Genomic DNA, 12335 nt, shown 5'->3' with positions numbered 1-12335 from the left:
CGCGCACGGCCGTTTTTCGAAGCCTGCGCATGAACCGCATCCTGTACATCGGCACCAAGAACGCCTCGAGCTGGGCCTTGCGCGCCTGGTTGGCCCTGCGCGAGCAGGGCATCGAATTCGAAGAACGGCTGATCGACCTGCGGCCGCCGCAGCGCGCCTTGGATCTGGCGAAAGTCGGCGACTTCTCGCCGCCCGCGGCGGTGCCCGTTCTGGTGGACGGCGGAACGGTGATCTTCGATTCGCTGGCGATCATGGAATACGCCAGCGACATCGGCGAGCGCCCGCTGCTGCCCGCGGATCCGCGCAAGCGCGCCCGCGCGCGTTCGTTGCTGGCGTGGATGCATAGCGGCCTGTCGGGCCTGTGCGGGCGTTTGTCGTTCGAAAGCTCGTTCTATCCCGAACGCCGCGCGATGAAGCCGGCCGAAGCGCAAGAAGCCGGCCGCCTCCTGAAAGTTTGGAACGACGAGCTCGCCGCCAGCGGCGGGCCTTATTTGGCCGGCGATCTGTCGCTGGCCGACCTGGCTTTCGTGCCCGTCGTGCGGCGCTTGCAGGCTCACGAGGCCGATGCATCGCCTTGGCCGCTGGCCGAAACATGGATGCGACGCTTGATGGCGCGGCCGGCGGTGGCCGAGTGGATGGCGGAAGCCGAACGCCTGCCACCCGTATGGCTTGAAGATTACGCAGCGCCGGATCTTCGTAGCCCGGGTTGAGCCGAAGGCGATACCCGGGCTATATGCACGGTTCAGTGCGGGTTGAGTCTCGGCACGCGGGCGACCTTAAACTAGAAGGCCGATTTTCACTGCAGGCGCCGATGCATCGCGAATCCAAGTGCTGGTGGTGGCTGCCGCTTTGCCTCGCGCTGGCCGCTTGCCAAGCGAAGAACCCCGCCGGAGACGAAGAGGCCAAGCCCGAGACCGTGCCGGTATCCAACGGCGACGGCAGCGGCGCGGTGAGTACGGCGACGCCGGAGTCCAAGCCGGCCGAGAAGCCCGTGAACGTGCACAAGAGCACGAAGTGGCCGCCGGCCGAGGTGAGCTCGGGCACCGCGACGGTGAGCTGCGACGTCGATCCCGGCAAGGGCGAAAGCCGGCCGCTGACGAACCTGGAATTCTTCAGCGTGGTCGACGCGATGAGTCCGTGCCAGGAGAGCGGCGCGATCCGGCTCAGCTACAGCGGCAAGATCGCCGCCGATTTCACCGACTTGGTCGATCGCGTCGGCGCGATGGCCGACCGCATGGACATCCGCACCCGTGTGCTGGATCTGGATTCCAGCGGCGGCCGCGTCGAGGACGCGATGAAGGCCGGCGACATCATCGCCGAATCGCGTTGGACGCTGCGCGTCGGCGAAGCGGCGATCTGCCACAGCGCCTGCGTGCTGGTGCTGGCCGCGGGCGACGACCGCGCCATCGCCGGCAAGGTCGGCATCCATCGCATGGTGCGGATCGGCTCCAAAGCGTCTTCGCGGACCGAGCTGAGCGAGGAGCTGCAGCAGGTCTACCAGCGGATGAAGGCCTATCTGGAGCGCAACGGCGCCTCGGTGGCCGTCGCCGACCTGATGATGACCGTGCCCAACCGAAGCCTGCGTCTGCTCGGCGAGGACGAGCTGAAGGAATACGGCCTGGACGGCACCAATGCGGCGCAGGACGACCTTGAGCGGATCGTGCTGAGCCGCAAATGCGGCGAGGATTTCGTGAAACGCAAGGACGAATACTCGCGCGCTTACGAGGCCGAGTGCGCGGCCAAGAAGACCGGAACCTCCGTCGCTTGCGCCGCGGCGCTCGACGCGCGCTACGGTTTTCCCGATCCGAAATGCCCGGCCGACGGACCGCAGCCGGCGTCCGGCTGAACGGCCGCCTATTCAGGTTTTGAACGTCGCTGCGCCAGCCCGCGCGTGGCATGATCGGCGCATCGAAACCGGGGGAATGCGATGGATCCGATCAGTCTGGAAGAATTGGCGTTGCTCGACGTGCTGGATCGAGTGGACCAGTACCACGAACCCGCGCTCAATTCTTCCGCGTTGCGCCAGCGTCTATTGGATACCGGCCTGGTGACGGTGGAGGACGGCGCGCTGCGTTTGACCGATGCGGGCATCGAGCGCTGCAAGTCGCTGCACCACCGCGTCATCTCCGATGCCGAGGCCGCCGCCATCGTCGCCGAGCGCGAAGGACAGGCCGCCTAAACCGCTTTTTGTGGGAGCGGCTTCAGCCGCGAGCTCTTTCCGACAAGTCGCTGCTACTTGAAGGGAAAGCTCGCGGCTGAAGCCGTTCCCACAATCAGGAGCCGGCGGACACCGCGGTGATGTGGGCCAGCAGCGCCTGCCAGCGCCCGTCGCGCCCGATCCAGACATCGGTGTACAAGCTCTGCCCGCGGCCGCCGTCGGCTTTTTCGTAGACTGTGCGCGCTTGCACGATCGCCGTATCGCCTTCGAATTGCACGGTCACGTCCTCGACGTCGAAAGCCTTCATTCCCGCCGCTTGCCGCGTTTCGGCCAGGAAACGGGCGCGGTCGATCAGGCTGCCGTCGGGCAGGATGCAGCGGAAGTCGCTGGCCAGATGGCGTTCGTACCAGTCGACGTCGGAATTCAGGAAGGCTTCGACGTATTCGCTGTTGAGGCGCCGCAACTTGGTTTCGGAATGCCGCGAGGGCAGAGGGACGGCGGACATGTGCGACTCCTCGCAAGAATAAGGAAGTGCCGCCGGGCGAAGCCGGATCGCCCGACGGCACGCGGCGAAGGCCGCAATCTCAGGCTAGGAGCATGCCGGCCGGGACGCTCGCCGTTTCCGGACAAGGTTGCCTGCGTCGCGGGATACGCGACGGAAAAAGGACAAGCTGCCCCGATCCGAACGGAGCGCCGACATGCTGACCACGCTCGCCATCGCCAATTACCGTTCGCTGCGCGATCTGGCCGTGCCGATGGGACGGTTGAACTTGGTCACTGGCGCGAACGGCAGCGGCAAGTCGAATCTGTACCGGGCGCTGCGCTTGCTGGCCGATACCGCGCAAGGCGGCGTGGTGCCGGCGCTGGCGCGCGAAGGCGGATTGCGTTCGACGCTGTGGGCGGGCCCCGAGAACATCAGCCGGCGCATGCGCCGCGGCGAGGTGCCGGTGCAGGGCGGGCCGCGCCAAGCGCCGGTGTCGTTGCGGATGGGCTTCGCGGGCGAAGAGTTCGGCTACGCGATCGATCTGGGCCTGCCTAAGCCTTCGCTGTCCGCGTTCGCGTTGGATCCGGAAATCAAATGCGAGGCCATTTGGAGCGGACCTTTCCTGCGCGGGGCCAACGCGCTGGTCGAGCGCCGCGGGCCGATGGTGCGGGTGCGCGACGGCCGCGGCTGGCTCGTCGCGGCCGAGCATCTGAGCGCTTTCGACAGCATGTTCGGGCAGATCGCCGATCCGCAGCGCGCGCCGGAAGTGCTGAACTTGCGCGAGACGATCCGCGGCTGGCGTTTCTACGACCAGTTCCGCAGCGACGGCGAAGCGCCGGCGCGCCTGCCGCAACTGGGCACGCGCACGCCGGTGCTGAGCCACGACGGCCGCGACTTGGCGGCGGCCTGGCAGACCATCCGCGAAATCGGCGACGCGAACGCGTTGGACGCGGCCGTGGCCGATGCATTCCCGGGCGCGTCGGTTTCGGTGACCGAGAGCGACGGCCGTTTCTCTTTGGCGTTCGCGCAGCATGGCCTACTGCGGCCATTGTCGGCTTCCGAATTGTCGGACGGCACTTTGCGCTATCTGTTGTGGATCGCCGCGCTGCACACGCCGCGTCCGCCGCCGTTGATGGTGCTCAACGAGCCGGAAAACAGCCTGCATCCCGACCTGCTGCCGGCGCTGGCCAGGCTGATCGCCGCAGCATCGCGGCGCGGGCAAGTGTGGGTCGTATCGCATGCCGCGCGCCTGATCGCGGCTTTGGAAGGGCAGCCGGAATGCAACTCGATCCGGCTCGAGAAAGCGTTGAGCCAGACCGCGGTCGTCGGGCAGGGGCCACTCGATGCGCCGGCCTGGCATTGGCCCGAGAGATGAGCCTAACCGAAGAGGATCGGGCTTGGTTTTGACCGCCATCCCGGCGCAAGCCGGGATCCGGGTTTGCCGACGTCGGTATCGGTTGCCCCGGCGCGTGCAAAGAACGTCGGCCTGGATCCCGGCATACGCCGGGATGACGGCTTGGCGGCTAGGGCTTCGTATAGCGGATATCCAACTTGTACGACCCGGCCGCATAACCGCGCACCATCACGTACACCTTGTTGCGGTTCATCGGAACTTCCTGTTCGCAAGTCTCGTTCGCATGGCTCAAATAGGGCCGGCAGATCCAATGCGTCAGATCGGGCTGGCCCACGTAGCGCGTGTACAGGTCGGGATCGCCGGCATTGGCGCCGACGCCGCTCATCTTGATTTCGAAGATCGAACCGGGTTTCACCGAATACGGTCCGTAATACTTGTTCTGGTCTTTGGCGACGCTCTGGTTGTCGAGCGTTTCGGTGGTTTCGGCGCCGGTCGCCGGCGCGTCGGGCACGCGGAACACGCACTGGCCCAGGTCCTCGATGTTGTGGGTGCCTTTGCCGTAGATGCAGGCCGCGCCGGCGCGGTCCAGCGCGGTGAGGGTCAGCGACCAGTCGCCGCCGCCGTTGCATTGCGGGTAATGCATCACCGAGAACTTGTCGTAGGATGTGATCGGCTTGTATTCGCTGTCCTCGAAGCAGGCGCCGGCTTCGGGGCGGGTGTGTTCGTGGCGCCAGCCGAGCGTGTGCCCCAATTCGTGGCGCAGGATGCCGACCAACTGCAATTTTTCGCTCGGATCCAGGCCGAAAGAGGACTGGTCGATCAAGACGTTCCGGTCGGCGCGCTGGTCGCCCGGGAAGAACGCGCGGGCCAGGTATTCCCCGTCGACATCCACCGGGTTCACGTCGAACACCACGTTGTCGTTGCCGGCCTTGCAGTTGGCGTCTTGGGCGGCGACGTGGGTGAAATCGACGTTGGCGGCCTTCTCCCATTCTTGGGTAGCCGCTTCCATGTCGGCCACCACTTGCGCCTTGCGTGCGCCGAAGCTGTCGCTGACGCAGTAGATCAGCTGCTTCTTCTTGGCGCTGGTCCAGGCATCGATCACGCCGTTGCGCTCGTTGATCACCAGCTTGCCGTGCGCGGTGCCGTCGACGGTCGCCTTCATCGCGTCGAAGAATTCCCGCAGTTGCTTGCGGTCGGCGATGGCGATGTCGCCGTCGACGATGTATTTGCCGTTCTCGCCCGGTTCCTTGAATACGCCGGCTTCGAATTCCTCGAAGGTCTTGTCTTTCCACTTTTCGCGCGCGGCCTTGGCGGCTTGGGCGATGCGCTCGCGCGATGCGGCGACGTTCTCGTCGGTCGCTTCGGCCGCGTCCGTCGCCGGCTTGATCGCATCCGGTGGTTGCGCCGGCGGCGGTTGCTCGGTGGTCGGAGTCGGAGGAGGCGCCGTCGTTTCGGCGGTTTCTTGCGGCCGCTGCTGGCAGGCGGCGAGCGCCAGCGGTATGGCCAGCGCCAGCAACAGGCGCGGCTTGGTCAGCGAGGGGGCGTTCATGGGGTGTCTCCCTGGGTGGTCGGGCAGGGGCCTTCGGCGACGTGGATCAGTTCGACGTCGGCCGAGAGCTTGCGGATCTGCTCCAGCGTGTATTCGGCTTGGGCGCGGTCGCGGAATTCGGCGCACATCCGCATTTCGCCCTCCAAGCCGATGCGCTGGGTGTCGATGTTGGTGACGGCGGACTGGTTTTTTTGTTCTTCCAAAAGACCGCGGATTTGCTTGTAGGCGTCGCGCGTCGGGGCGGGCACGCCGCGGCCTTTGGACATGGTGGTGATCACGACGCTCGTTGGCGCATCTTGGGTTTTCGCCGGCGCCGCTTGGGCTTCCGCAGCGGGTGCGGGTTCGGGGGCGGGCACATCGGCTTCTTGCTGCGCCGGCGGCGGTGCGGACGCTTGCGCAGCGGGCGGGGCGGGGGCAGGCTCGGTCTGCGGCGGAGCCGTTTCGGCCGTGGCGGGCGCGGTTTGTTCCGCGGCAGTCGGCGTTGCCGATTCCGGCGTGTTCGCCGCGCCGCAGGCGGCCAGCGAACCGGCCGTGGTGAACGCGAACGTCGCCAGTTGCAGGCTGCGGAAATCGCGCGCGCTCACGGCCCGCCTTCCATGCGCGCGTTGAGCGCGCGCGAGGCCTGCGGTTTGAGCGCCGCATCCGGCGCTTGCAGCGCGCCCGGTTGCGGCGGCTGCATCGCATGCAGGAAAGCTTCCGAATCGCGCGCGGCCAGATCCAGCAATTCCGGGCCGAAACGCGTCAGCGCCGCGTCGAAATCGGCCGGATGCTTGAGCATGCGGTCCAGGCCGGCGCGCAGTTCGGCCGGATCGCGGTCGAGCGTGCGCGACAGTAGGCTGATCGTGTCGTCGTGCGGCGGCGCACGCAGTTGGTTGGTCGGCGCGCCGAGCGGCTGCTTCAGCAAATGCTCGAGATCGAGAATGCCGGCGCCGTAGCGCTGCTTCTCCCAACCCGCCGGCGCGCGCGCGCTGGCTTGCATCGCTTTCAGGAACACGTCGCGGCGCGTGCGGCTGCCTTGCGCGGCCTTGATCTTGGCCGGACCGTGGAAAGCGATCCAATCCGCCGCCGCGCCGGCCACGGCCGCAGTAGCGAAGGAAGTGCCGTTGCCGGGGACGGCTCGGGTGCCTTGTCCGCCTTGGACGGCTTCGGCCACGTACACGTCCTCGCCCGGCGCGGCGATGTCCACCGCGCGGCCTTTCGACGAGCCTTTCCATGGCTTGTTGTCGACATTGGTGGCCGCGACGGCGATCGCGTTGTCGTAACTGGCCGGAGCCACCACGATGCCGATGCAGTTGCCGGCGGCGTTGACCACGATCACGTCGCGGCGCACCGCGTCGTTGATCGCGCGCTCCAGGCCGAAGAACATGCGTCCGCCCAGGCTCATCGACAGCACGTCGCATTTCGCGGTCGTGGCGTGGCGCACGGCGCGCGCCACATTGGAATCCAGGATGCGCACCACGCTGTTGAAGGTGCGGATCGGCACCAGCGTCGCTTTCGGTGCCAATCCATCCACGGTGCCCGGCGCGCTGGTGCCGCCGTTCGCGCCGAAGCCGCCGTCGCTGATCAGCACGCTGCCGGTCTTGGTGCCGTGTCCGGGGTTGCCGGAATAGCCGAGCGGATCGTGCGCGTCGTTGCCGCCTTCCATCAGATTGAGCGTGGCGGTCTTGTCGATGCGCGCGCCGTCCAGATCGATGTGATCGGTCCAGCCGCTGTCGGGATGGCAGATGCGTACGCCTTCGCCGAGCGGCTTGCCTCCCGGCGGCGGGACGAGCTGGCGCGCCGCGATCACGTTCATGTGCTGCGCGTCCAGCGACCACGCCGGATCGGTCGGCGCAGGCACGCCTTGATCGCCGAAGCAGGCGGTCACGGCGGAGCGTTTTTGCGCTTCCACCAGCGTGTCTTCGGTATCCGGCTCCACTTGCACGAAGCCGCCGCGGTCGCGCAGCGCGTACGCATCGTCCCACGGGCTGCCGTCGATCGGATCTGCGACGCGCACGCGGTAGATGCGGGCCAGGCCTTCCGGATCGTCCGCGGGATTCACGTCTTCGAACAAGGGCTCCACCGACACGACACGGTCGAACACCGCTTCGGCGGCGCTGCGCAAGTCGGCTTGCGTCTGCCCCACGGCGAGTTCGGCGACGAAGCCTTGAGCGAAGGGATTCGCCGGCGCGGACTCGGCCGGCGTCGCCGGAATTTGCGCTGCGGACGGCGCAGGCGCGGCGGGCTCGGCAGGCGGCTGGCGTTGGCAAGCCGCCAGGGAGCACAACGACAGCGACAGGTACAGCAGGGCGTTGCGGAACATGCGCTTGCCTCAGTTGGCGGGAATGACGCAGACGCGCGGATCCTCGCGCCAGGCGGGCGCGACGCTGTCCATGCGTTCGACGATCCGGGTGATCGGCAGCACCGCTTCGTGCGCGCGCCAGCCGGCGGCCCAGGGTTCGCTCAGGTCTTCCTGGCCGTCGAACAGCAGCCCGATCACGGCGTGGGTGCGCCGGTTGTAGACCGGAGATCCGGAATTGCCGTGGTAAGTGTCGCTGTCGGCGCCGATGGTCGGCTGCTCGCCGAAGCGTTGGCTGATGTATTCGTAGTCGCCGTCTTCGCGCAGTCGGTAGCTGTCGACGAATTCCTTCAGCTTGCCTTCGCGATAGGACGCGTCTTCGGCGGCGATCGAATCGAATTCCGCGCTGACCAGCATCTTGATTTCCGCGTATTCCTCGGGCGTGACCCGGAACGGGAAATAGACGAAGGCGTTGTCGTGCACCGTGCGCGGTTCGCCGAGCGGGAAGCCGACCACGTACAGCGGATCGTCGCGCTTGGCGTTTTTCATCGACAGGCATTGCACCGGATAGACCTTGCCCGGGAGCGCGCCGTCGGCGTTCGGACCGAGTTCGAGCAGGGTGAAGTCCAGGTGGCCGCGTTCTTCTTCCGTAGTGAGTTTGATGTCCACCAGCGGGAACGACTTGGCGGCCATGTGTTGCCCGGCCAGATCGTCTTCGTAGTCGAACACGGCCTCCATCTCGTCGGGCGCTTCTTCCAGGATGCAGTGATTGTTGGTCAGCGCCAGCTTCTCGCCGATCAGCACTGCGCTGCAGCGCGGCTTGTCCTGGCCCTTGACCCGCAATGCGAAGGCACCGCGCGAATTGGCGTAGATCTTTTCGTAGGCCTGCGGCGGATAGCGGTCGTCGTGGTCGATGCCGTACAGCGATTTGTCCAGGCGCCGCAGTTCGGCATGCTGTTCGACCAAGGCGCGCTGCTCCTGGCGCTGGTTCGCGGGCAAGGCCTGGTAGGCCTGCACCAGCTCTTTTTGGGTTTCGTCGACGCTCTGCTTCAATACCTTGAGGTCCGATTCGCTGGCGTCGGCGGTGAGCGCGGCCTGCGCGGCGTCGTTCAATTTCTTTTGCGCGGCGTCGACCTTGCCGTAGCGCGCGCGCCATGCCGGAGTGCGATCGTTCCAACGCTTGGTCGCTTGCAGCTCGATGTCCTTGAGTTCGACCGTATCGCCGGGGCCCGCGCCGACCACGGCCTGCACCGGCATCTGCCGCACCTGCTGGCCGAGATAATCGGCATTGTTGACCTTGACCGCCGAATCGGCGGTCTGCAGCACCATATTGCTGCCTTGCTTGGTGATCTGCGCAGGCACGGCGGCGCCTTGCGGCCGGGCGCGAACGCGTTGCTTCAGCTCGTCGGTGCTGATGCGCTGGTTCTTGGGCGCGTCTTGCGCGAAGACGGGCGGCGTAGAAACGACCAACAGCAGCGGCAATCCGGCGGCGAGCCATGCCGGCGGGCGCGAAACGCGGTGGCTCATGGGTCCATCCTCGGGGGAAGCTCGGTACGGCCCACATAAGGAACCGTCCACCCGAGGCCAACGCGCTTCCGGAATCGGAGCGGACAGGCAGCGGTGGGATCGGGCCGTGGAAGCTCGTACATGCCACTTTGTGCTTGTCGTGCGTGTCCGGTAGCGGCGATGGGCCGCGTTGGACGGTTTAGCGCGTCGCGTTGCGGCTTCGGCCCGCTTGCAGCGCGTACAGGGGATCGATCGAGGGGAAGGACCCATGAAAAAGCGTTATTTGCGGTTCGCAGCGGTGTGGTTGGCGCCCTTGGCGGTATTGGGTTGCAGCAGCGATTCGCCGCCTCGCGCAACGACTGCGGAATCTCCCGCAACCGAAACCGCATCCGCGGAAACCGCGATGGATCGCACAGAAACCAGTGCGGCCTTGCTGCCTCCCGCCACCGGTTGCGCACCCGGCGCGCGTTGTTTGTCGGTCACCAGCAGCGGGCGGCCCAGCGCCACCGGCAATTACGTCGCGCAATGCCGCGGCAAGTTCGCCGACTTCATCGTGCCCAAGGACACGATCCCGTCTTCCTACGACGGCCCCTGGTTCCAGCCGCCACTGCTGGAACAGGCGGCGACCGGCGTGCCGAGCGGATCGCGCCCTTGGCAGGCTTTCGATCCGCGCAAGCCGGAGCAGAAGCTGAAATACGCGTTGGCGCTGCGCAATTACGCGTTCTCGAGCAAGATCGTCAAAAGCCTGACGCCGCAGCTCACTGCCGATTCGAATTATCGCGATCCCGCCGGCGGCAGCATAGCGGCCGCGCAGCGCAATCAGGCGTGGTATCCCGCGCCGCGCATGTTCTACGGCCCGACCAATTCGCCAGGTACGCGCGAAGCGGCGTACGGCATGACTTTGGAGCGCACGGTGCGCGTGGGCGAACTCGGCGGCAACACCGCCGCATTCCAGAATTATGCGGTCGCTTACTACGACGCGCGCGGCGGCCGCGTGTTCCAGCAGTTGTGGAAAACCGGCACGCCCGGCGTCGACGAACCTAAGCTCAGCGGGATGAAGTTCAGCGAAGGCAGTTTCGTTTTCAAGCTGCTGTACAGCGCGGCCAAGCCTTCGGATTTTCCGCAGGATTTGTTGGCGGGTTCGTTGAAGCTGGACGTCCTGCCCAATCCGGGCGGGCCCAAGGTGTCGGTGCGGCTGATGCAGATCGACATTGCGGTGAAGGACCAGCGCGCCGGCGCCACCGGCTGGTATTTCGCCACTTACGCCTACGACGCTTCGGCGTCCGGCGGCTCGCCTTGGCGCAAGATGAAGCCGGTGGGGCTGATGTGGGGCAACGATCCGAACGGCCTGCCGATCGAGCAATCGTGGATCAACACCGCCGCGCCGGCCTATGCGTTGGCGCATCTGGGCGTCGACGGCCGCTTGAACGGACCCGTCGACAACCCCGCATCGGCGTGCATGAGCTGCCATAGCACCGCGCAAGCGCCGTCGGTCGCGCCGATGCTGCCCACCGGCGCCTGCAATCAGCCGCCGTTCCGCGAAAAATGGCTGCGCAATTTGAAGGGAACCGTCGCGTTCGGCCGGTTCCAACCGTCGGGGCAGACGTGCAATACCGCCTCGCCGGGCGTGACGCTCACCGCCGCGGACTATTCCTTGCAGTTGTCCGCTACGGTGGCCAGAGCCTTGCCGACCGCGACGGGCGGGCAGACATTCAATCCCTGCACCTGGGACGAGAACCATCCGCCGCCGACGGCATTGGTGGCCGCCGCGCGCGCGTCGGAGTTGAGCGTGCGCGACGTGAAGCAGTTCGAAGTCACCCGCGATCCGGAACAAGAGTGATCGACGCCGGGAACCGGCAAGCGATCGGCCGCTGCGCCGATCGCGCCGGAACGTGGATCAGATCACGCGGCGCCCGGCCGCGTCGATCACGACTTCGCCGTCCTCTTTGACGAAGGGTCCGAGCTGCGGCGAGGGCAGCAGGTCCAGCACCGCTTCCGAGGGCCTGCAAAGCTTCGCGCCCAACGGCGTGACCACGATCGGCCGTTGGATCAGGATCGGATGCGCGAGCATCGCGTCGATCAGGGCTTCGTCCGACAACGACGGATCGCCCAACCCCAATTCCGCATAGGGCGTGCCTTTCTCGCGCACGGCCTCGCGCACCGGGATGCGCATGGCTTCGATCAATCGCACCAGCGTCGCGCGGTCCGGCGGCGTCTTCAGATATTCGATCACCTGCGGCTCTACGCCGCTGTTGCGGATCAGCCCGAGCGTATTGCGCGAGGTGCCGCAATCGGGGTTGTGGTAGATGACGAAGCGCGGATCGTGGGTCGTATTCATGCGATTTCTTTCGCGGTTTTGGAAGAAGTCTCGCCCAGCAGCGCGTGCAATCCCAGGCCGAGGGCGGCCCCGGCCAATTGCGCCAGCACGAAGCCCGGCACGCTCGCCGGCGCGATGCCGGCGAAGCTGTCGCTGAGCATGCGCCCGAACGCGGCGGCCGGATTGGCGAAGGAGGTCGAGGCGGTGAACCAATAAGCCGCGCCGATGTAGGCCGCGACCATGGCCGCGGCGCGCGACGCGGGGGCACGCAATACGACCAGGATCAATCCGGCGGTCGCCACGGCTTCGGCCAGCCATTGGCCGGGCCCGCTGCGCAGCTTCGCCGACCACTGCAGGATCGGCAGGTCGAACATCGCGTGCGCCAGCCATGCGCCGCAAGCGGCCCCCAAGAGCTGGGCCAGGATGTAGGCCGGGAGGATCTTCCAAGCCAGATCGCCGCGCAATGCCATGACCGCGCTGACGGCAGGATTCATATGCGCGCCGCTGACCGGCGCGAAAATTTCGATCAGAACGTATAGCGCGCCAATCGTGGCGAGCGTGTTGGCCAGCAGCGCGATGCCGGCATTCCCGCCGGCGAGCCTCTCGGCCATGATGCCGGAGCCGATCACGGCTGCGAGCAATATCGCCGTGGCGACGAATTCGCCTGCAAGGCGCGATGCTGTGGCCAT

The 12335-nt window shown here is 66.6% G+C and carries 12 protein-coding genes; 5 read left to right on the top strand and 7 right to left on the bottom strand.

Features of this window, described 5'->3' with window-relative positions; all coding sequences use genetic code 11:
* The first annotated feature begins 29 nt into the window (after positions 1-29).
* The 3 genes from FCE95_RS06340 (at position 30) to FCE95_RS06330 (ending at position 2179) form a co-directional block, all read left to right on the top strand.
* The gene (locus FCE95_RS06340; protein ID WP_137266091.1) at positions 30-710 is read left to right on the top strand and encodes a glutathione S-transferase family protein; all 681 of its coding nucleotides are present in this window, start codon (positions 30-32) and stop codon (positions 708-710) included.
* A 101-nt stretch (positions 711-811) separates the two neighbouring features.
* Complete coding sequence (locus FCE95_RS06335; RefSeq protein ID WP_223266796.1) at positions 812-1846, top strand: COG3904 family protein; 1035 nt, start codon at positions 812-814, stop codon at positions 1844-1846.
* An 81-nt stretch (positions 1847-1927) separates the two neighbouring features.
* The gene (locus FCE95_RS06330) at positions 1928-2179 is read left to right on the top strand and encodes a hypothetical protein (protein WP_137266090.1); all 252 of its coding nucleotides are present in this window, start codon (positions 1928-1930) and stop codon (positions 2177-2179) included.
* Positions 2180-2273: 94 nt separating this feature from the next.
* On the opposite strand, the gene FCE95_RS06325 is transcribed toward FCE95_RS06330, so the two are convergent.
* Complete coding sequence (locus tag FCE95_RS06325; RefSeq protein WP_137266089.1) at positions 2274-2663, bottom strand: nuclear transport factor 2 family protein; 390 nt, start codon at positions 2661-2663, stop codon at positions 2274-2276.
* A gap of 193 nt (positions 2664-2856) precedes the next feature.
* Between FCE95_RS06325 and FCE95_RS06320 the strand changes: the two genes are divergently transcribed.
* A complete protein-coding gene (locus tag FCE95_RS06320; RefSeq protein ID WP_137266088.1) occupies positions 2857-4017 on the top strand; it encodes an AAA family ATPase in 1161 nt (386 codons plus the stop codon).
* Positions 4018-4165: 148 nt separating this feature from the next.
* On the opposite strand, the gene FCE95_RS06315 is transcribed toward FCE95_RS06320, so the two are convergent.
* Genes FCE95_RS06315 through FCE95_RS06305 form a run of 4 tightly spaced genes read right to left on the bottom strand, consistent with a single transcriptional unit; the run spans position 4166 to position 9350 of the window.
* Positions 4166-5545, bottom strand: coding sequence for a matrixin family metalloprotease (locus FCE95_RS06315; RefSeq protein WP_189644651.1), 1380 nt, complete (start codon positions 5543-5545; stop codon positions 4166-4168).
* The gene (locus tag FCE95_RS17055) at positions 5542-6129 is read right to left on the bottom strand and encodes a hypothetical protein (RefSeq protein WP_189644650.1); all 588 of its coding nucleotides are present in this window, start codon (positions 6127-6129) and stop codon (positions 5542-5544) included. The genes FCE95_RS06315 and FCE95_RS17055 overlap by 4 nt, the downstream gene beginning before the upstream one ends.
* Positions 6126-7847 (bottom strand): S8 family peptidase, encoded by a 1722-nt coding sequence (locus tag FCE95_RS06310; RefSeq protein WP_137266086.1) that lies wholly within the window; start codon positions 7845-7847, stop codon positions 6126-6128. Before FCE95_RS06310 ends, FCE95_RS17055 begins: the two co-directional genes overlap by 4 nt.
* 9 nt (positions 7848-7856) lie before the next feature.
* Entirely contained in the window at positions 7857-9350 is a 1494-nt protein-coding gene (locus FCE95_RS06305) for a trypsin-like serine peptidase (RefSeq protein WP_189644649.1), read from the bottom strand.
* A gap of 382 nt (positions 9351-9732) precedes the next feature.
* Between FCE95_RS06305 and FCE95_RS06300 the strand changes: the two genes are divergently transcribed.
* Positions 9733-11169, top strand: coding sequence for a hypothetical protein (locus tag FCE95_RS06300; protein ID WP_137266084.1), 1437 nt, complete (start codon positions 9733-9735; stop codon positions 11167-11169).
* Between the two features lie 57 nt (positions 11170-11226).
* Here FCE95_RS06300 and arsC read toward each other — a convergent pair whose 3' ends face one another.
* Together arsC and FCE95_RS06290 are read right to left on the bottom strand one after the other, a co-directional pair.
* Positions 11227-11667, bottom strand: a complete 441-nt coding sequence (gene arsC / locus FCE95_RS06295; RefSeq protein WP_137266083.1) for an arsenate reductase (glutaredoxin) — start codon at positions 11665-11667, stop codon at positions 11227-11229.
* Complete coding sequence (locus tag FCE95_RS06290) at positions 11664-12335, bottom strand: aquaporin (protein ID WP_137266082.1); 672 nt, start codon at positions 12333-12335, stop codon at positions 11664-11666. Before FCE95_RS06290 ends, arsC begins: the two co-directional genes overlap by 4 nt.

Origin of the sequence: Luteimonas gilva (genome assembly GCF_005239095.1) — a bacterium.
Taxonomy (GTDB): Bacteria; Pseudomonadota; Gammaproteobacteria; order Xanthomonadales; family Xanthomonadaceae; genus Luteimonas_C; species Luteimonas_C gilva.
This window is presented reverse-complemented; position numbering and strand designations above follow the sequence as displayed.